Origin of the sequence: Blautia ammoniilytica, assembly GCF_025566965.1 — a bacterium.
In the GTDB taxonomy this organism is placed as follows: domain Bacteria; phylum Bacillota; class Clostridia; order Lachnospirales; family Lachnospiraceae; genus Blautia_A; species Blautia_A ammoniilytica.
Genome location: NZ_JAOQJL010000013.1, coordinates 18,520 through 39,944, shown reverse-complemented (window position 1 = coordinate 39,944; position 21,425 = coordinate 18,520). Strand labels below are relative to the sequence as shown.

17 protein-coding genes are annotated in these 21,425 nt (G+C 45.1%); 1 reads left to right on the top strand and 16 read right to left on the bottom strand.

Annotated features, from left to right (window positions below):
- Window positions 1-50: 50 nt before the first annotated feature.
- The 16 genes from OCV61_RS08110 to gpr all read right to left on the bottom strand — a co-directional run bounded on the left by OCV61_RS08110 (window position 51) and on the right by gpr (window position 20,826).
- The gene (locus tag OCV61_RS08110; protein WP_158421407.1) at window positions 51-1,610 is read right to left on the bottom strand and encodes a GH25 family lysozyme; all 1,560 of its coding nucleotides are present in this window, start codon (window positions 1,608-1,610) and stop codon (window positions 51-53) included.
- 295 nt (window positions 1,611-1,905) lie between these two features.
- On the bottom strand, window positions 1,906-4,014 hold the full coding sequence (locus tag OCV61_RS08105; protein ID WP_158421406.1) for a L,D-transpeptidase family protein: 2,109 nt from the start codon (window positions 4,012-4,014) through the stop codon (window positions 1,906-1,908).
- 11 nt (window positions 4,015-4,025) lie between these two features.
- Window positions 4,026-4,289, bottom strand: coding sequence for an HPr family phosphocarrier protein (locus OCV61_RS08100; protein WP_158421405.1), 264 nt, complete (start codon window positions 4,287-4,289; stop codon window positions 4,026-4,028).
- Window positions 4,290-4,300: 11 nt separating this feature from the next.
- Window positions 4,301-5,602, bottom strand: coding sequence for a CdaR family protein (locus tag OCV61_RS08095; protein WP_158421404.1), 1,302 nt, complete (start codon window positions 5,600-5,602; stop codon window positions 4,301-4,303).
- Complete coding sequence (gene cdaA / locus OCV61_RS08090; RefSeq protein ID WP_158421403.1) at window positions 5,592-6,467, bottom strand: diadenylate cyclase CdaA; 876 nt, start codon at window positions 6,465-6,467, stop codon at window positions 5,592-5,594. The genes OCV61_RS08095 and cdaA overlap by 11 nt, the downstream gene beginning before the upstream one ends.
- A 111-nt stretch (window positions 6,468-6,578) precedes the next feature.
- Window positions 6,579-7,700, bottom strand: a complete 1,122-nt coding sequence (locus tag OCV61_RS08085) for a hypothetical protein (protein ID WP_158421402.1) — start codon at window positions 7,698-7,700, stop codon at window positions 6,579-6,581.
- Window positions 7,697-8,131: a hypothetical protein gene (locus OCV61_RS08080; RefSeq protein WP_158421401.1), complete on the bottom strand. Its 435-nt coding sequence runs from the start codon at window positions 8,129-8,131 to the stop codon at window positions 7,697-7,699. Before OCV61_RS08080 ends, OCV61_RS08085 begins: the two co-directional genes overlap by 4 nt.
- 97 nt (window positions 8,132-8,228) lie before the next feature.
- A complete protein-coding gene (locus OCV61_RS08075; RefSeq protein WP_158421400.1) occupies window positions 8,229-8,867 on the bottom strand; it encodes a ComF family protein in 639 nt (212 codons plus the stop codon).
- Window positions 8,830-11,133, bottom strand: a complete 2,304-nt coding sequence (gene recD2, locus OCV61_RS08070; protein ID WP_158421399.1) for an SF1B family DNA helicase RecD2 — start codon at window positions 11,131-11,133, stop codon at window positions 8,830-8,832. The genes OCV61_RS08075 and recD2 overlap by 38 nt, the downstream gene beginning before the upstream one ends.
- Window positions 11,134-11,138: 5 nt before the next feature.
- On the bottom strand, window positions 11,139-12,128 hold the full coding sequence (gene mreB, locus OCV61_RS08065) for a rod shape-determining protein (RefSeq protein WP_158421398.1): 990 nt from the start codon (window positions 12,126-12,128) through the stop codon (window positions 11,139-11,141).
- A gap of 108 nt (window positions 12,129-12,236) precedes the next feature.
- Window positions 12,237-15,080, bottom strand: a complete 2,844-nt coding sequence (gene uvrA / locus OCV61_RS08060) for an excinuclease ABC subunit UvrA (RefSeq protein ID WP_158421397.1) — start codon at window positions 15,078-15,080, stop codon at window positions 12,237-12,239.
- Window positions 15,081-15,192: 112 nt separating this feature from the next.
- The gene (hemW, locus tag OCV61_RS08055; RefSeq protein ID WP_158421456.1) at window positions 15,193-16,332 is read right to left on the bottom strand and encodes a radical SAM family heme chaperone HemW; all 1,140 of its coding nucleotides are present in this window, start codon (window positions 16,330-16,332) and stop codon (window positions 15,193-15,195) included.
- Window positions 16,319-16,744 (bottom strand): hypothetical protein, encoded by a 426-nt coding sequence (locus OCV61_RS08050; protein ID WP_158421396.1) that lies wholly within the window; start codon window positions 16,742-16,744, stop codon window positions 16,319-16,321. The genes hemW and OCV61_RS08050 overlap by 14 nt, the downstream gene beginning before the upstream one ends.
- A gap of 18 nt (window positions 16,745-16,762) precedes the next feature.
- On the bottom strand, window positions 16,763-18,571 hold the full coding sequence (gene lepA, locus OCV61_RS08045) for a translation elongation factor 4 (protein ID WP_158421395.1): 1,809 nt from the start codon (window positions 18,569-18,571) through the stop codon (window positions 16,763-16,765).
- A 55-nt stretch (window positions 18,572-18,626) separates the two neighbouring features.
- Window positions 18,627-19,856, bottom strand: coding sequence for a stage II sporulation protein P (locus OCV61_RS08040; protein ID WP_262582748.1), 1,230 nt, complete (start codon window positions 19,854-19,856; stop codon window positions 18,627-18,629).
- Between the two features lie 58 nt (window positions 19,857-19,914).
- Entirely contained in the window at window positions 19,915-20,826 is a 912-nt protein-coding gene (gene gpr, locus OCV61_RS08035) for a GPR endopeptidase (RefSeq protein WP_158421394.1), read from the bottom strand.
- Window positions 20,827-21,077: 251 nt separating this feature from the next.
- On the opposite strand from gpr, the gene rpsT reads away from it, so the two are divergent.
- Window positions 21,078-21,341 (top strand): 30S ribosomal protein S20, encoded by a 264-nt coding sequence (gene rpsT, locus OCV61_RS08030; RefSeq protein WP_330382905.1) that lies wholly within the window; start codon window positions 21,078-21,080, stop codon window positions 21,339-21,341.
- Window positions 21,342-21,425 lie beyond the last annotated feature (84 nt).

The following is a 21,425-nucleotide window of genomic DNA, read 5'->3' as shown; positions in this document are numbered from 1 at the left end:
GTATGTTTTCCTTAGCTTTTTGTTTACAGGCTGTATTGACCTGTTTCTCTTTATTTTCGCTTATATCGTCTCACATAGACACCGTTTTTATCAAACACGTAGATCATTCCGCTGGCTGTCCGGATTCTTGTATGCTTTGCACATACACCTGCTTTGTCACCAGAAGGATAGAAATAATATTTCTTACCGTTTAATCTCAGCCATCCCTTCTTTGCCTGTCCGTTCTTCTGGAAATAATAGGTATTATATACTCCATTTTCCCGGATGGTCTTAAATCCTCCGTTAAATCTTACACCATTATTTCCGAAATAGAAGATCCTTCCATTCCTTACCAGCTTTTTATTCCTGTACATGATCCTGGTGTCCAGATCAAAGAAATAATATTTTCCTTTGATCCTCTGGCTGCCCTTTAAGGCAATGCCCTTGCTGCCAATATAATATTTGTTGCGGCTTTTTGTTACCCAGCGTTTGGCAGTACGTACACCATTTTTGTCCACATAATACACTACACCATTTACTTTTACAAGGCTGTTCACGTACATATTACCGGATACCGGATGGAAGTAATAGTATTTACCATTAATCTGCTTCCAGCCCTTTACACGCTCATCATTGATATAATAACACTGTCTGCCATTTTCTGTATACCAGCCATTTTTTACAGATATATCAGCTGTAGATGCTTCTGTTGCAGGGGTATATCCTTCCCTTGCTGACCATCTGGGCGTCACACGTGTAGTATAATCTACAAAGCCATAATTCAGGTCCACATTATTTTCTTTAGGAATACCTGCTACCAGCCCTTTGGTAGTACGCATGTAAGAGCCTTCTCCAAGATTCCCGGCTGTACACTGCCAGATTCCATAATTGTATACACTTCTGTCCGGTGCAGGATTCTTATCACTGTAGCTTGCGATCCATACGTCAAGACCGGACAGCATACTCATATTTACCTTTTCTTTATACCAGTGGGTATTCATATAAACCATTGGCGTATATCCGGCAGCCTTCACTTCATTGCAGAAGGCAAGTGTCATTCTTGCGATCTGGTTCTTAGATAAAGATTCCATTTTGGAATATTCAATATCATATACAACCGGATAGGAAACCTTGTAGCCGTTCATCTTACTGATGGCCAGCTGTGCTTCCTTTAAAGCTGCAGTGGTAGTGGTGGCTTTGCTGTATACGTAAGTTCCAACCGGAAGGTCTGCTTCATTCGCAGAACTCATATTATAATCATAATACTTATCCATATAATCTGTACCAGAGGAAATACGGATAAAGGCAAAATCAATGTCTGAATTTTTCACTTTCTGCCAGTTGATCTTCCCTTGCCATTCTGATACATCGATACCTCTTGTTACCACTCCGGGAATCTCTGCGCCGCTGCCATTGTAACACACACCGTTGATCCGTCTCCATGCACGTTTGTCCACAGCAGAAGAGCTGGAAGCTCCTACCTGTGGAACCTCTTCTCCTTCTGCTACGTTCTGCCGCAGTAATGCCGGATTCACACTTTCTGCTTTTACATCCTTCGTTCCAGAAATCCCTGCTGTTCCTAATGCCATTGCAAACATCCCGCAGGTCAGCCATTTTTTCCAGTTTTTCATTTATACCCTCCAAATCCTTTCTTAACAAAACTCCTCACAATTCGGCACCTTCCCAGTTACGTTCCAAAATATTCTCTACATGTGTGCCAAACCTTATCAAAATTATTACATTTTTGTTACCTGTTTATTATACATAGGAATCCCCTTAATTTCAACAAGATTTTCCGCACCGTTCTAAACTATCACACCCAATCCCCCCAAAGATACTGGACAGAAAACAAACATAGGCAAAATAGTATCACTGGTTGCATTGTAAAAAAGGAGATGCTGCCGCAGCAACATCTCCCATTGTAATTTATTTTGTAATAGAAGGATCTGTAGGATCAAAAGTGTATGGCGCACGCAGAGCTACCAGCGGATTGCGTCCCAACGGTCCCTTGAATACTTCTTCGCTCCTGGCTGTGCCATCAAAAATAGTAATCGCAGATCCATTGCAGTTCTCATAAACCCACTTGGCATCTGCTACACATACACGGATACATCCATGGGAAGCAGGCTCTCCAAGCATATTGTAAAATCCTGCCGGAAGTGCATATACATCCGGGCTGCCTCCTGGTACGGAATGCACAAGAACATTGCCAGTTACATGTGTCCCATACTGTCCCCAGGAATTACCCATCAACGGCTGCCATCTGGCGCTGCGGCTAAGCCTGAATGTACCTACCGGGGTAGGTGTGGATGGTAGTCCAACAGAAACGCGGATACTCTTTACTGGAATGGTGCGATTGGAATTATATACAGTCATAACCCCATTCACACGGTCTACTGTAACAGAATATGGTCCAGCCACCCGATCAGTCACATCATTGATCCTGTAACCGTCTGCATCAAAGTAATAACGCAGACCATCGATCACACAGGATGTATTCTTCACAAAGCCTTTCTTAGATGGGTCAATATACCGAACCAGATTCTTTGAATCATTTTCAATCACCCATCCTGTTGTAAATCTTCCTGTATTGTCCAGATATCCGTATGTACTTCCTTTTTTGATAAATGTATTGCGAACTGCTTTGTAATTCTTGAAGTAATAGGAATTGCCCTTCACCTTCTGCCAGCCGCTCTTACGAAGTACACCAGTCTTATATGCATAATACCAGTTGGTACCGTCTGTTGCCAGACGTCCCTTAACCATCTTGCCATTCCTTTTGGATGAGGTACTTGGTGTAAAGAAGTATGTCTTCTTCCCAACCTTATACATGCCGCCGGCAAGCTTTCCGTTTTCTCTGAAATAGTAACCGGACTTCAGCAGCTTGTTCTTATAATGGTTTCCATTCTTTGTAAAATAGAACCATCCATAAAATTTACCATTTACAGTTACCTTCTGCCAGCCAGTCTTTTTGACGATCTTGCCAGGTGTTTTACCGAAATAATACATCCGGTTCCCCGCACCTGTACAGCGATGCCAGCAATTCTTCCATGTTGCACGGCTGCCATACTTGCCCACATAATACTTGCTGCCTTTATAGGTGACGATCTTATTGATATAGATCTGCCCCTGGGCATCCGTCAGATAATACTTACCATTCTCAGCCTTCTTCATGGCATTTTTAAGGATATAGCCATTCTTATCCAGAAGATAAGATCTGTCTCCTTTTACAGCAGGATCCAGTTTGGTAACAATAGTTCCATGCTCATATAGCTTACCCAGATCGGCCACATTGTCTCTGCCAGTATTAAAAAACTGCCACTTCTCACCCTGATCTGTCTGCTGGCAAAGCCATCCGCCATAGAACATCCTGCCTGCAATACCATAAGCATCTTTTTCTTCCTGGAAATAATAGGTGGAAGTCACACCGTTCGCAGTAAGCTGGATCATACCTGTACGTGGAACTCCATGCTCATCCAGGCAGTAATAATTTCCATCGATCAGATAATATCCTGTGTATTTTCCCTGCGCCTGGTATTCCTGATCCAATTGAGGCAGAGCCACCTGATTCCCTGATGGATCGTAGTAGGAAAAAGCGCCTGATGCCTGATCCCAACGCCAGCTTCCGGCAGTATTACCTGCTTCCTGTGCTGAAAGATCCTCACCAGCAAAAACATTCCCATCATTAAACAGACTTTCCTGGCTGTCTGCATCCAGTCCGGACGCATCAGCGGACGGCTCCTCCTGTACAGTGCCCCCCTGCACATCTGCTCCCGTCAGTTCATCCTGGCCAATATCAGTAATCTCTGTAGTAGTCTCCGTTTCAGTCTCTGTTTCAGTCCCTGTCACAGTTTCTGACTCAGTTCCTGTTTCACCTGCCTCCTTTGATGGTACAGCAGTTAAATCCTCAAAACCCTCATCTGACCCTTCTGCAGCAGTCTCTGTAAAAGAATCCACTTCCATAGCATAAGCAGACGGCGCAGCTGTCATACACATAGCTGCACACAAAAGCATAGATACAATTCTTTTTTTCACTTAAGATCTCCTTATTCCCCTAATCCGCCTTCAATTGCCTTTACCAATGCTTCCAGTGCTTCCTTTTCATCTGCACCTTCGCACACCAGTTCAATCTCATCTCCGCACTTCACACATGCCCCAAGCACGCTCAGTACGCTTTTGGCGTTTGCAGTCCCCCCACTGAATGTAAATGTAATCAATGATTTGAATTTGATTGCCTCCTTACACAGGATTCCTGCCGGACGCAGATGCAGTCCTGATGGATTGTTCACAATTACTTTCTGACTTACCATTTTATCACCCCTTATCCATTATTATCTTCCACATTGGAGATCTCGGAGATCGTCACATCTGTGGTCACATCCTCAAGAAGCTCATAGCCCTTTGGCAGCTTCACTGTCACAGGCACTTCATAGCTTCCTTCCGTCTTTCCATCCAGATCAATGGATGCCTTAATATCCGAAACATCAAACTCATCAATATCCCCGTCTACAGCCTTTACCTTCACACTGATACTATCTGTGTCAAAAGCGAACTGCAGATCAGAAGGTTTGTTATCCACTTCGATCTCATTAGCAGGAAGACTGAATGTACGACTGCCAACAGGCAGGATAGATACCCGCACCAGCACATCCTCGCTGGCTCCACTTGTAAGCTTGGTATCCTCAGGAAGCACATCCTTCAGGCTTACCTTCTTTTCCATATCACCCTTCTCACCGGAGATATCTACACCATCTCCTGAGATCCACAATGTATTATCTTCCAGTCTCAGCTTCTCTAATGCCTCATCCGTACCTGCAATGCTGATGGTGTCAGGCACTGTAGTCACACTGTCTACCTGATAACCATCTGCCGCTTCTCCTGTATAACCGGCACGCAGCTTCACACCTGTACGGATCTTCCAAAACTTGGTGGTAACTGTTACCTTAGGATTGTCAATGGTCAGATATGCCATCTTGCCGTCAGTAAGACTGTCCTGGTTCTTATCAATAATCTGAAGATTAACATCTTCTGTCACATCTTTTGTTTTGCCGTCCACATTCACGGTAGCATTTACTTTATCAATTTTATTGATCAGCGACTTTGGTCCTGTGATCCTTACTTTTTCCGGGCTTGCAGTCTGAGCACCTACCTCATAGCCTTTCCCCGGTGTACTGGTGCCATAATTAGCATTCACCAAGAAATCCTGGGAGGCTTTTTCTTCCAGACGCACCTCCAGATACTGAGGTGTCACTTTTATGTTATCAGCAGAAACACCGCTGCAGCTTGCTGCAATAGGAACCATCACCGGCTTTGTATCAAGATTCCCTGCCTGCTGCAGGTCAGCTACTACAGATATATCAGAAGCCGTCAGACGTGCAAGGGTCTTGCGCTCTGCAGTCACAGAAACCCTTACAGGATCCGGATTGTCATCCTGCATAACCATCTTATTGTCACTGTCCACGTATGCCTTATTGATCACTTCCACGTTCTCCCCTGGAATAATGATCGTCCTGGTCTTAATAGGATTATCCACATTGACAACCAAAAGCCATACCAGGATCCCCACCAGGATGGACATGATTTTCAATGGAATATTTGCTGTAAGCTTCCTATTATTGTTCATGTTTCGCCCTCCCCTTCAGCAGATGGCGTAATTTACCGTTATCAACAACCTTCTTATTCTGTGCTTTTACAAGTGCTTCCCGAAGCTGGGCACTGGTCAGCCCTCTGGAAAGCTTTCCGCCCTTCGCTACAGATACCTGTCCTGTTTCCTCTGACACGATAATTGTCAGAGAATCACTAACTTCACTGATCCCTACACCTGCTCTGTGGCGGGTTCCCAGCTGTTTGCTCAGTTCCATATTATCAGAAAGAGGCAGATAGCATGTCGCAGCTACGATACGATTGCCTCTTACAAGAACCGCTCCGTCATGAAGAGGCGTATTATGCTCAAAAATATTGATCAGAAGCTGGCTGGTAAGCACTGCATCTACATTAATACCAGTCCGCTCATATTCTGTAAGACGGATATTCTGCTCGATCACGATCAAAGCACCGGTCTTGACTTCTCCCATATCAAAGCAGGCCTTGACCAGTTCATTTACAGTCTTGTCCGTAAAACGTTCCTGTACTTCCTTGCTTGTATCAAACAATGGGATCGCAGACATGATCTTTTTCTGTCCAAGCTGTTCCAGCACTTTACGAAGCTCTGGCTGAAAAATAATGATCACTGCAGTAATCAGCACAGTAGACAAATTCTTTACGATCCAGAGAATGGTGCTCATCTGGAAAACATATGCAATAAAAATAAACCCAAGAACTATCAGGATACCCTTCAGCAGTGTATATGCACGGGTGAATTTGATCCAAACCATGAACTGATATACAAAGAATGATATCAGGGCAATTTCGATCACATCAGTGATTCCAACCTGCGGTAATGCCAGCTTAGGAAGATACCTGGCAAGCATAACTGCAATATCCTGCATAACGGTCTCCTCTCATTTATTGTAATCAGCGCTGCTTTGGCGCCGGTTTGGTTTACAGTTACAGGTAATAACAATTCAGCATCCTTGTAATCACCGACTGCTGAATTGTTATTACAGATCTTTCAAAGACTCTTCCAGTTTCTTCTCAAAGTCAATTTCATCCATATCGTCTTCCTTTGAAACCGGCTTTGCCTTTCTTGGCGTAGGTGCAGGCGCTGTCCTTCGTTTCTTTGGTTTGTCACTTACAGCCTGCGTAGGCTCTGTGAAAGATACCGCTTTCTTTTCTTCGGAACGTCTCTCTTCCCTTATAGGCTCTCCGTTGATCTTCTTGATGCTTCTTTCGGAAGTAGATACAGACGCCTTGGGAACAGCCTTTACATAGTAAAAATATTCATCATCCTCATATTCCAGTCTCTCTGTACGGCTGTAATCCCCTCCAAATACAAAGAATTCCAGAATAATGGCAAATACCACTGACAAAACTGCACAGGTGATCAGTGCCGGCATGGAAACAGTTGCGTTCAGGAAAAGGCTTCCTCCCAGCATCACAAGCACATAAGTCACACCGCCTGCAACAATAGCGATCCTCCATGCATAATCAAAAGCACGGGTACGAATCAGATAAACAACAAGGACCACAAGAACAAAAGCAACTACTGTGATCCACATACCCCAATTCTGTGCAAGCCCGTCTGCAAGAAGCTGCAGCTTGTCTGCCACTTCCAGGTCTGTGTTCATCAGTGAAGCGGACTGTCTTTTGATAAATCGGATGAAATAAAACAATACCACACTGCACCCTGCCGGAATAGCGGATACTGCATTGCCCATAAGGCCGCTGCCAATAGGCAGGATCGCCGGAACATTAAACATAAAGGTGATCGGTGTAAAAGCCATCACCGTATTCTGTCCGCCGCTGAATCTAAGGAAAAAGATCACCATTACCAGAATCAGTACCAGCATAAACCCTGCAGTCTCCAGGCTCAAGGCATAGCTGTGAAGGATCATCAGGATAAATCCTGCATATACTGTCACAACAGATGGCAGTATAGAACAGATCAGAGCCAGGATCAGCACAACAAACATACTGTTCAGCTGGCTCATATATCCCATATTTTCATTGATCCAGGTAAAATACAGCATGGCAAGAACAAATTTGAATACAGGAAGAAGATAAAGTTCATATTGCCCATACAGGTTTTTAATTTTCTGTTTTAATTCAAGTAGTGCTGTCATCTTTTACGTCCTCCTGTGATTTCCCGTCCGGAATTCTTTTTCTCTTCACGACCGTAGATCCTCTCCAGTTTGGTCAGTTCTTCATAATACTTCTTAACACTTTTCTTGGCACAGTGATATTTCACAGTATATGCAATATAAGTAAGAACCGAATAACTGATCAGCACCACAGCATAACCGCCAACCACTTTCATGCCCAGACTGACCAGATCCATCTGATTAATATTATTCATAAGATATTCTGAATAATATACAGCTACTGCTGCAAGAACCAAGGCATATCCAATAGTAACCAGAAAAAAATTTTTAATTAATGCAAGCCCGATATAATCGCTGCGGTAATATCTGCTGACAGGCAGATACTTCTTCCCGCCCCGCTTTTCATACATTGCAAGCCTGTTCATTATCTTGACTTTCTCTTCGTTGATCATAAATGACTCCTTGCTTTTGATACTATAAACGCATTTTAACCATATAGATTAATTGTATCATATATCCTATGCTGTGAAAAGCATTTTTTGCCATGAATCAATGGATTCCACTGCACAGAGTGAGAAAAAACACTGCCTCTGCCCCGCTTTTTTTCAGGCATCCGGCGATCTCATCCATGGTACTGCCTGTAGTATACACATCATCAATGATCAAAATACGCATTCCGTCAATTCTTCTGGTAATTTCAAAAGCACCTTTCAGATTACGGCGACGTCCTGCTGCATCCTGCTCCTTCTGAGCATCTGTATGTCTGATCTTTTGTACAAGCCCGGTATCCAAAGGAAGCTTCATCCACGCAGCAACGATCCCTGCCAGATCCACTGCCTGATTAAATCCTCTCTGCCGCAGCTTTGCGGCAGTCATAGGGACAGGTACGATCAGATCCGGTGACCATCTGCGAATGGAATCAGCACCGTAGACACACATGGCTCTTCCGAAAAAACGTCCATACTCTCTGCATCCGCTGTACTTATACTTCATCATGGAAGCCTTCATCCTGTCATCGTAAAGAAAAATCCCTTTTCCCGCTGTAAATGCGCCCGGATGAGATCTACAGTCTGCACAGTATTCTTCTCCCTCTTTGATCGGTTTCCCACAGTGATAACATCTTGGGCCGGTAATAGGATGAAGATCCTTTTCACATTCCGGACAAATCAGCCGCCTTTGTTCCTTCATTACCTGATGGCACAAAGGACATCGTCTGGGATAAAGAAGATTCAGCAAGCTCCCGGATACGCATGTCCAGAGAGCTGTAACGCTTCTGCTGCTTTTCATTGCGGATCATCTCCCCAAAAGTTTCTTCACTTCCCACTACAGTTACACATTTCCTTGCCCTGGTAACAGCTGTATACAAAAGATTACGGTTCAGAAGCATCCTTGGTCCTGACAGGATCGGAAGGATCACTGCCGGATATTCTGACCCCTGGGACTTATGGATGGTAATGGCATAAGCCAGTTCCAGTTCCTCCAGCTGCTTAAAAGAATACTCTGCCCATCTTCCATCTTCAAATTCCACAGATGCAATCTCTGAAAATTCATTGATTTCCTTCAGTATCCCGGTGTCTCCGTTAAATACGCCTACTCCCTTTTCTACAGGAATGCCATATTTGCCCCGCACTTCCCATTCCATCTGATAATTATTTTTAACCTGCATCACCTTGTCCCCTTCACGGAACATCTGCTGCCCGGCTTCATACTCCCGTTTACCCGAATCCGGCGGATTCAGATATCTCTGCAGGATCTGATTTAGCCGCTCCACACCCAGAAGTCCTTTACGCATAGGGGTAAGCACCTGTATCTCAAAGGGTCTGGCTTCCACATATCTGGGCATCTTCTCCTGGATCAATGCGATCACCACGCGGATGATAATATCTGCATCATATCGCTTCAGAAAAAAGAAATCCCTGCTTTTGTTATCTAAGGATACCTGTTCTCCACGGTTGATCTTATGGGCATTCACCACAATATCGCTCTCAGACGCCTGCCGGAAGATCTTGGTAAGTTCCACCACAGGAAATACCTGGCTGCGGATAATGTCTCGCAGTACATTCCCGGGTCCTACGCTTGGCAGCTGATTTTCATCTCCTACAAGAATCAGCCTTGTGCCGGCAGTGATGGCCTGAAGCAGAGAATGCATCAGAAAAATATCCACCATGGACATTTCATCAATAATGATCACATCCGCATCCAACGGATTCTGAGCATTTCTGTCAAAATGAATAGCCTGATTGTCATGCTCTTCATCCGGAACACCGTTCAGTTCCAAAAGCCTGTGGATCGTCTGTGCTTCATATCCGGTGGTCTCCGTCATTCTTTTGGCCGCTCTGCCTGTAGGCGCAGCAAGTCGAAGTTCTGCTCCCTCCCCTTCAAAAAAGCGGATAATAGCATTAATGGTGGTGGTCTTTCCTGTGCCAGGACCTCCTGTAAGAATGAACAGGCCATTTTCTGCTGCTTCTTTTACAGCTTTTTTCTGCATTTCATCCAGGACAGTACCTGTTTCCTTCTGTATCTGGGCCAATCTGCGCTCTACCAGTTTTTCATTCTCAGGACATTTAATATTCAGTTCATTCAGCATTCTGGCTGTATTCAGCTCAATCTGATAATATTTGCTGGGATAAACCAGAGTAGCCTCTTTTGTTTCTTTTAATACAAGTTTCCGGTCAATAGCCATATCCATCAGATGCTTTTCCATATAGGAGGAATCCACATCCAGCAGTCTGGAAGCTCTTTCAAAAAGCTCTTTTTGGGGCAGATAAATATGGCCTTCACCTGAAGCCTGCATAAGAGTATACAACATACCGCTGCGAATCCTGTAATCCGAATCTGTATGTATACCGATCCTGGATGCAATCTCATCTGCGATCTTAAATCCCACGCCAGAAATGTCTTCGGCCAGGCGGTACGGATTCTCCTGAAGCACACCGTAAACAGCCTGGCCATATTTCTGGTATATTTTTGCGCCAAGATTCAGGGATATCCCGTATTTCTGCAGAAAGATCATGGCTCTCCTCATATCTGCCTTTTCTGTAACCTGGACAGCAATCTCCCGCGCTTTTTTCTCACTGATCCCTTTGACTTCTGAAAGACGTTCTGGCTCCTCCTCTACGATCCGAAGTGTATCTTCTCCAAAATGCCGAACGATCCTGGCAGCCAGCGCCGCCCCGATTCCTTTGATGGCTCCTGATCCAAGATATCTTTCCATTGCAAGGCTGTCTTCCGGCATCTTTTCTGTATAACTGTGTATCTGAAACTGCTTTCCGTAAACAGGATGAGTAGTGTAAGTGCCTTCCGCCTCTATAGTCACGCCCTGGCTAATAGAAGGAAAACTGCCTACACAGGTCAGTTCTTCCTCCTTTGTGCCTTTCACCACCATAACTGTATATCCATTGTCATTATTACGGAAAACCACATGGTCAATATAACCGGTAATCTTCTCACTCATTCTTTCTAATCATCCATCCTCGACATGATCTCTGCATATTTTCCTGTTCCTGCAGCAACTACCATGATGGCATCCTGTACAGTCAGCGTATTTACGCCTGTTTTCTGTTCGATCAGGTTATCTATGCCATGAAGCAATGCACCTCCGCCGGTAAGCACGATACCCCGGTCTACAATATCAGCGGCAAGTTCCGGCGGTGTTTTCTCCAGAACTCCATGTACAGCCTCTACAATCTGTCCTGTAGCCTCCCTAAGAGCCATCCTTACTTCTTCAGAGGTAAGGGTCACTGTCTTGGGCAGTCCGGTGATCACATTGCGCCCTTTCACCTCCATAGTCCTGGGAGATGCTTCTTCGATGGCAGTACCGATCTTTATCTTGATTCTTTCTGCTGCATCCTCCCCTATAAACAGATTGTGGGCTTTCCGCACATAACCCATAATGGCCTGATTAAAATTATCTCCTGCCACCTTAATGGAACTGGATACCACAACTCCTGCCATAGAAATCACTGCAATATCTGTAGTACCTGCACCAATATCCACGATCAGATTGCCAAACGGTTTTGTAACATCCACACCTGCACCAATAGCAGCGGCAATCGGCTCATCTGCAAGAAAAACCTCTCTGGCTCCTGCCTGGTAGGTCGCTTCTTCGATAGCCTTTTTTTCGATTTCAGTGGTCCCGCTGGGAATACAGATGCTGATCCTTGGCTTGCGGAAAGCTCTGCGTCCCATTGCCCTTGAAATGAAGAACTTCAGCATTTTCTCCATAACTGTGTAATCTATAATCACACCTTGGCGAATGGGCCAGATAATCTCCATATTGGAAGAAACATGCCCTGCCATCTGCTTTGCTTCCTCTCCCATTGCCTTTATTTTTTCTGAATCTTTATCATATACTGCTACTGTAGGCTCCATCAGCACAAGGCCTTTCCCGGTAGAATATACCTGGCTGTTTCTGGTTCCAAGATCAATTCCTATATCGCTTGCCGGCATTGTGAACCTCCCTTTAATTCCTGTTTATTTTCCCAGAACTGTAACTGTTAAAAACACAGTTACGTTTTCCTTATTATACGCAATTCCTCTCCAAAAAGAAAGCTCTTGTCACCGTAAATATTTGGCTACGTACTGGCCGGTGTAGGAGGACGGGTTGGCTGCAACCTGCTCCGGCGTACCAAAGGCAACCACAGTGCCACCCCTGTCGCCGCCCTCCGGGCCTATATCTATGATATAATCTGCAGTCTTGATCACATCCAGATTGTGCTCGATCACTACCACAGTATTTCCTCCTTCAGAAAGGCGCTTCAGGATCTCCACCAGCTTGTGCACATCTGCGAAGTGAAGACCTGTGGTCGGCTCATCCAAAATATAAATAGTCTTTCCGGTACTGCGTTTGCTCAGCTCTGCAGCCAGCTTAATCCGCTGGGCCTCTCCTCCGGAAAGAGTTGTAGAAGGCTGTCCAAGCCGGATATAAGAAAGTCCTACATCATATAAAGTCTCTATCTTTCTGCGGATAGACGGAATATTTTCAAAAAACGGAAGCGCTTCTTCTACAGTCATATTCAGTACATCATATATGCTTTTGCCCTTATATTTCACTTCCAATGTTTCACGATTATACCGCTTACCCTTGCAGACCTCGCAGGGCACATATACATCCGGAAGAAAATGCATCTCAATCTTAATAATACCATCTCCGCTGCAGGCCTCACAACGCCCGCCCTTTACGTTGAAGCTGAATCTGCCCTTCTTATAGCCTTTGGCCTTGGCATCGGCAGTGGCAGCAAACAGGTCACGGATCTGATCAAAAACGCCGGTATAAGTAGCCGGATTGGAACGTGGAGTCCTTCCAATAGGAGACTGGTCAATATTAATCACCTTATCCAGCTGCTGGATCCCCAGGATATCACTGTGCTTTCCAGGAATCACCCTGGCCCTGTTCAGATCCCTGGCAAGACGCTTATACAGGATCTCATTCACCAGGGAGCTTTTCCCGGATCCGGACACACCGGTCACACAAGTCATCACCCCTAGCGGAATGTCCACATTGATCTTCTTCAGATTATTCTCAGCTGCGCCACGGATCTTCAGGAAACCGGTTGGTGTTCTCCGTTCCTTTGGTACCGGGATCTTAAGCTTGCCGCTAAGATATGCACCTGTAACAGATCTTTCATTCTTCATCAGATCTTCTGCAGTACCGATACCCACAAGCTCTCCGCCATGCTCCCCTGCACCGGGGCCAATATCAACCACACAATCTGCAGCACGCATGGTATCCTCATCATGCTCTACTACGATCAATGTATTGCCCAGGTCACGAAGATGCATCAACGCTCGAAGCAGCCGGTCATTATCCCTCTGGTGAAGCCCGATACTTGGTTCATCCAGAATATAAGCAACTCCTACAAGACCTGACCCGATCTGAGTCGCCAGACGGATCCTCTGAGCCTCCCCTCCGGAAAGAGTGGCAGTTGCCCTTGCAAGAGATAGGTAATCCAGCCCAACATCTGAAAGAAAGCCTACTCTGGCAACAATCTCCTTCAGGATCTGCCGGCCGATCAGCATCTGCTGAGGTGTAAGCTGGATATCCGAAAGAAACTCTTTCAGTTTTTCGATTGATAAATTGGTGATCTCATAAATGTTCTTATCTGCCACAGTAACTGACAGGGATTCTTTCTTCAGTCTCTGACCTTTACAGGTGGTACATGGTGTAATCCTCATAAAGCTTTCATATTCCTGCTTCATGGTCTCCGAACCTGTCTCTCTGTACCGTTGCTCCACATTACGGATCAGTCCCGGGAAAGCCACATCATAAACCCCTTCCCCTCTCTGTCCCTTATAGTATACCTTTACGGAGCGTCCTCCCGTACCATTCACAAGAATATCCTGAATCTTCTGAGGATATTCCTGAAATGGCGTTTCCAGGCTGAAATCATATTCCCTTGCCAGGGCAGAAAGGATCGCATAGGTAAAGCTGCCTTTATCTGTGCAGGACTGCCATCCGGTAACTGCAATGGCTCCATTTGCGATGCTTAAAGACTTGTCCGGAATCATCAGGTCTATATCAAACTCCATCTTATAACCTAATCCCAGGCAGTCCGGGCAGGCACCAAAAGGATTATTAAAGGAAAAGCTTCTTGGCTCGATCTCGTCAATGCTGATCCCACAGTCCGGGCAGGAAAAGCTTTGGCTGAAATTAAGATATTTGCCGTCCATAGTATCTACCACAAGCAGGCCATCAGAAAGCCCCAGCACTGTCTCAATAGAATCTGCAAGCCTCTTCTGGATCCCATCCTTCACAATCAGCCTGTCTACAATAATGGCAATGGTATGCTTAATATTCTTATCCAGCTTGATCTCCTCAGACAGCTCATAAACACTGCCATCAATCTCTGCCCGCACATATCCGCTTTTCTTTGCCTGCTCCAGAAGCTTGGCATGAGTGCCCTTTCTCCCACGGACGACTGGCGCTAGCAGCTGGATCTTTGTACGCTCCGGAAGCATCAGGATCTGATCCACCATCTGATCTACCGTCTGCTTCCTGATCTCCTTACCACATTTGGGACAATGAGGAATTCCTACCCTGGCATACAGCAGCCTGAAATAATCATAAATCTCTGTCACAGTGCCTACTGTAGAACGAGGGTTCCTGTTGGTAGACTTCTGGTCAATGGATATGGCCGGAGGCAGGCCTTCTATGCTTTCTACATCAGGCTTCTCCATCTGTCCCAGAAACTGCCGGGCATAGGATGACAAAGATTCCATATATCTTCTTTGTCCTTCTGCATAAATGGTATCAAAAGCAAGGGAGGATTTACCGGATCCGCTCAGTCCGGTAAACACTACAAATTCCCCTCTTGGAATATCTACATTCAGGTTCTTCAGGTTATTTTCATTAGCTCCTCGAATGCGGATAAATTGTTTTTTATTATTCTGATCTATGGCCATATCTGCCTCCTGTTTTCCAGTTCTTCAAGCAAAAACAAATGTTCGAGTTGTACTTCGTTTAGCATAGCACACGAACATCTGTTTTTCAAGGGGTCTGTTTAGTTTTCCATATCTACAGCAAAAAATCTGCCATCACAGTATTGCTTACATGGATGCCATGTCTGGAAAGGAAAATCCGCCCATTTTCTTCTTGCAGCAAAGCAAGTTCTTTATATCTGCGGATCACATCCCCATAAATCTCCTCTATAGGGATACCAAACCTCTGTGCGAACTCAGCCTTTGAAATACCCGATCTAAGCCTTAGCCCAAGAAACATAAATTCCTCCATCTGCTCCTGGCGGGTCAGCTTGATCAGATCTTTCCTGATATTGTCAGGAAAATCCGGCTTTCTGCTGGCTGTTGTATACCTTTCCAGAGAGGTTGTATTGGTAAATCTACAGCCATCCATCAGAGAAGCTGCCCCCAATCCCAAGCCAAGATAAGAAACACCTGTCCAGTAACCAATATTATGGATACAGGCTTTGCCGACTTTGGCATAATTGGAAATCTCATATTGTTCAAAGCCATATTCCCCAAGAATCCGTGCCGTATCTTCATACATCTGATACTCGGTGTCTTCATCTGGAAGCTTCAGGTTTCTTGCAGCAAAAGGTGTCCCTTCTTCGATGATCAGACTATAAGCCGAAATATGTTCCGGATTTAAGGCTGCTACCGTACGCAGGCTCTTTTCCCAGCCATCTCTTGTCTGGCCCGGAATCCCAAACATCAGATCCACATTTACATTGTGAAAGCCTGCCTCCCTGGCCATCTGATAGCTTTCCAGAAACTGTTGGTAATCATGGATCCTGCCCAAACTGGCAAGTTCTGTGTCATCCGGTGACTGAAGTCCCAGACTTAACCGGTTCACACCATTTTCCCTGCAGATCCTCAGTTTTTCCAAGGTAAGCGTACCAGGATTGGCTTCCATGGTTACTTCTGCTTCTTTTTCTATATAAAAACATCGATACAAGGCCTTTAATATCTTCTCCAGCAGATCTGCTTCTAATATAGAAGGCGTCCCTCCCCCAATAAAAACAGAGGCCACAGGTTCTTTACGCCTGCCGCCTTCTGTCTGGATCTCATGTAGAAGTGCCTGTACATACTGTTCCTGTGTATCCCTTCCTGCCGGGGCAGAAAGGAAATCGCAATAATCACATTTCTTCACACAGAAAGGAATATGAACATATAATTCTATTTTTTTATTCTGTTCCATCTGTACTGCCGTCTCCATTTGTACCTGAAGTATCGCTGTCCTCTCCGCTGCCATTATTATCTGTGGCACTGCTGTTATCCGCCTTTGTGCTGCTGCCCTTCCCTTTCTGCACCAGATATTCATTGACCATGGTAACATTGCCATTGGTAGCAGCTGCATCACTGCTTACCTGCCTTGGAATCTCAGTCGGCGTGGGAGACGGAGCCACGGTAATGGTCATAACCCCCATGGAGCTTTCATCCTGGGTTCCGGCTGGCTTCTTGCTGCAGGCACATTTCCCGATAAAGATCACGATCACCAGCAGACCTACAGCCATGATCCCGCCACGGATCCACAGCTGCCGTTTTCGCCTTATGCTCTTTTTCACCGAATATGAAATCCGTTTCAGGATTTGCAGGATTTTTTCTCTCATTAGTATTCCTCCAGAGCCTTAATTCTCATCCAGCTTTAAAACACTCATAAATGCTTTCTGCGGTATCTCTACATTTCCTACCTGACGCATTCTCTTCTTGCCTTCCTTCTGCTTTTCAAGAAGCTTCTTCTTACGGGAAATATCACCGCCATAACACTTGGCAAGCACATCCTTACGCATGGCTTTTACTGTCTCTCTTGCAATGATCTTACTGCCGATAGCTGCCTGGATCGGGATTTCAAAAAGCTGTCTTGGAATCTCGTCCTTCAGCTTTTCACACATCTTCCTGCCTCTCTCATAAGCAGTATCTGCATGGACAATAAAGGATAATGCGTCCACTTCTTCTTTATTTACCAGGATATCCAGCTTCACAAGCTCACTTCGTTCATATCCGCAAAGCTCGTAATCCAGGGAAGCGTAGCCCCTGGAACGTGATTTCAATGCATCAAAGAAATCATAAATGATCTCATTCAGCGGCAGCTTGTACTTCAAAAGTGCCCTTGTCTCCTCCATATACTCCATGCCACCGTACTGTCCGCGGCGTTCCTGGCACAGATCCATGATCGCACCGATAAACTCCGTAGTCACCATGATCTCAGCCTGAACCATTGGTTCTTCCATAAATTCGATCTCCGATGGATCCGGAAGATTAGTTGGGTTGGTCAGATCGATCACCTCTCCGTTGGTCTTATGGACTTTATAAATAACACTGGGCGCAGTTGTAACCAGATCAAGATTATATTCTCTTTCCAAACGCTCCTGGATGATTTCCAGATGGAGCAGTCCCAGGAATCCGCAGCGGAATCCAAAGCCCAAAGCAACAGAAGTCTCAGGCTCATAAAACAAAGATGCGTCATTCAGCTGCAGTTTTTCCAGTGCATCCCTCAGATCTCCGTATTTGGCTCCGTCAGCCGGATACAATCCGCAGTAAACCATAGGATTTACTTTCTTATATCCGGGCAGTGCTTCCTTACAGGGACGGTTATGATCTGTCACTGTATCACCAACACGGGTATCCCTTACATTCTTAATGCTTGCAGTAATATATCCTACCATACCTGCACTCAGTTCTTCGCAGGGAATAAACTGCCCTGGTCCGAAATATCCAACTTCCACAACCTCTGCTGTAAAACCGGTAGCCATCATACGGATAGTAGTCCCCTTACGCACACGCCCGTCCATCAGACGGCAAAATACAATAACTCCTTTATAGGCATCATAAACAGAATCAAAGATCAACGCCTTCAGCGGTGCATCCGGATCTCCCTCAGGTGCAGGGATCTTCTCCACAATACTCTCCAGTACCTGGTCCACATTCAGTCCTGTTTTGGCTGAGATCTTAGGTGCATCCTGGGCTTCAAGTCCGATCACATCCTCGATCTCATTGATCACTCGCTCTGGCTGGGCACTTGGCAGATCGATCTTATTGATCACAGGGATCACCTCCAGATCATGATCCAGCGCCATATATACATTAGCAAGTGTCTGTGCCTCGATCCCCTGTGCTGCATCTACCACAAGGATCGCACCATCACAGGCTGCCAGGCTTCTGGAAACCTCATAGTTAAAATCCACATGCCCTGGTGTATCGATCAGGTTAAAAATATACTCTTCTCCGTCTTTTGCTTTATATACAATACGCACTGCCTGGGATTTGATGGTAATGCCCCGCTCACGTTCAAGGTCCATGTTGTCAAGAACCTGCGCCTGCATCTCACGCTCTGTAAGAAGGCCGGTCATCTCAATGATCCGGTCTGCCAGTGTGGATTTCCCATGGTCTATATGTGCGATAATACAAAAATTCCGTATCTTACTCTGGTCTGTCATTCCAGACGATCCTCCTCTTTTTTACGCTCTTTTTTGATTATATCACAGCTTCTGCTTATTTGTCACTGCCTTTTAAAACCCGATTCAGAATATCCCCCAAAGGCTCCATGGCGTTTTTCACCTCCTGTACAGTGTTGGTCTGCGCCCCTGCTTCCACCAGCAGCGCCCTTGGTCTTAAATGCAGATTATACCGCAGCCCTGCCAGATAAATACATCTGTAAAATCCAGGATAATATTCTGCCGCTGTATACTCCAGCTGAAAAGAAAAAGCCAGATTCTCTTCAATATATGGATTTGGCAGATAGCTTATTTTCCCCTGATTTACAGTATAGCTTAAACCGTTATAAAACATGATCTGTGCTGTATCCCTGCCTCCGATTTTTGTTACCAGCCTTTTCCCCTCCGGCACCCCATCTCTGTGAAGATCGATCAGAACCTGAACTGTTGGATTCTCCTCCAGCACTTTTTCCACATATTCTCTGGCAAAATCGTATGCCCGGCTTCTGTCGATTTCTCCGCCTATCACATCAAAATGCTCCCTTACATGGATTACCTGATAGCCATACTTTTGCTCCAGGATTTCTGTCAGATAATCTCCTACTCCAACCACTGTATCTGCTTCTTCTCCTGTTCTTGAATCCGCAAAGGTTTCCTGGGAATGGCTGTGGTAAATCAATATCTGCGGCTGATCTTTTTCCGGCTTAAGTGTCATATCCTTTGCCAGATATTCAGCTGCATTCAGGGAAGCTGCCTCTGCTGTTGTAGCTGCATCTACCACAAAAAAATGTTCCAAAAGATAGTTTTTATCTGCCAGCTTTTCCGGTGAAAGGTCGATCACAGGATGGGGCTGCACAGTTTCTGCCACCTGCGGGGAATCTGTCATCTGCGGAGGTTCTGTAACCTGTAATTTCTCTGTGATTTGGGGTTTCTCTGTCATCTGTGGAAATTCTGTTACCTGTGGTTCCTTTGTCATCTGTGGAAATTCTGTTACCTGTGGTTCCTTTGTCATCTGTGGAAACTCTGTTACCTGTGGTTCCTTTGTCTGCTGTGCCTGAGTTGATTCCAGTAGTTGTCCCACGTATTCTGCATTTTCTTCTATCAATTTTTCTTCTGTCCGCCAGTCTGCTTCCAGATATGTATCTCTGGCTTTTTGTTCTGCAAAACGATAAATAGGAAACTGCCGGTATATATTTTCCAGACGGGAAAAAGGCTCTGGCATTACTGCCAGAACCAGAAAGAAACACAGACATAAAATAACGCAGAACCCCTTCTGGAATTTTGTCACCGAACCACCTCTTTATGCTATCCTATGAAGCAAAATCGGCAGTTATGATTTTCATCTTTTATTCCTGCTGTGCAAAAGCCATATTCAGTCCTTCAGAAATGGTAAATCCCAGATATCTTACAGTTTCATCCACATCCTTGGGCGTTACAAACATGGTATGGAGATGAGGCGAAATAATTTCTTCCAGAAATTCCTTCTGTTCTGTTTCTTCCAAAGTCTCCAGCAGATGAGACATAGCATCGTAAACAATCGTGGCTGCATCCACAACAGTGGGAACACCGATCCCGATCACTTTCACATGAAGATTTTCTTTTGAAAGCCCCACTCTGTGATTACCCACTCCGGATCCCGGACTGATTCCAGTATCTGTGATCTGAATTGTCCTGTTAAGTCTTTTCGTGCTTCTTGCTGCCAGTGCATCAATTGCGATCACCACATCCGGATTTGTGGCCGATACGATTCCCTGGATGATCTCCCAGGTTTCCATACCTGTCTGGGCCATCACTCCTGGAATGATTCCACTGATCCTGTGCAGCTTTTCATTTTTCAGTCCCATCAGTCCGTATTCCCTGATAATATGCCTTGTCATATGAAGATTTCCCACCACCTGCGGACCAAGAGCATCTGCTGTAATGTTTTGATTTCCCAGGCCTACCACCAGAATGGACTGCTCTTTTTTCAGATTGATCAGCTGAGTCAGATGGGCTGCGATCTCTTCTGACACTTCCCTGTGATAACCTTCGTCCGGCGAAGACAGATTAGGTGCTTCTATAGTAATGTAGTTGCCCTGAGGACGTCCCATGGCCTTTGCTCCGTTTTCCGTAAAAATTTTCACAACCGTTGTCCGGATTTCCTTTTCCTGGTCATAGGTTTCCTTCACTTCCACTCCCCGCAATTCCACATTTTTTTCATCAAACCGTTCTCTTGCCTCTAATGCCAGGTCCGTGCGGATCTTATAATCGCCCAACATGCACTCCTCCTTTGAAATATCTTTAATTACGGTTCTACCGTCTTTCATTCACTTACGGTCAATCCACCATATGGATCCAGACCTTTTACAGTAGCCATCATACTATATTTTTTCTCCTTTTTCCTGAATTATGTATTGACATTCCATGGTAAATATACTAAACTATATAAGCATGTTTCATAGAGGCGCCCGTGTCTGTTTCTATGAAAGAAAATATTTTCACGATTATCTAGGAATTGGAGGTGTACGAATTGGCTAACATTAAATCCGCAAAGAAAAGAATTTTAGTTACAAGAACTAAAGCTGCGAGAAACAAATCCATCAAATCTGCTGTTAAGACTTCCATCAGAAAGGTAGATGCAGCAGTCGCACAGAAGGACAAAGCAGCAGCAGAGGCAGCACTTACAGAGGCTATTGCTACTATCAGCAAAGCAACATCCAAAGGTGTTTACCACAAGAACAACTGCGCTAGAAAAGTTTCCCGTTTAACAAAAGCCGTTAATAGCATCGGTTAATAGAGAATTTTATTTTTAGTTATAAGCTTATAAGTGAAAATATGGCAGTCGCACCGTCAGCGGCTGCCTTTTTCAGTAGGAGAA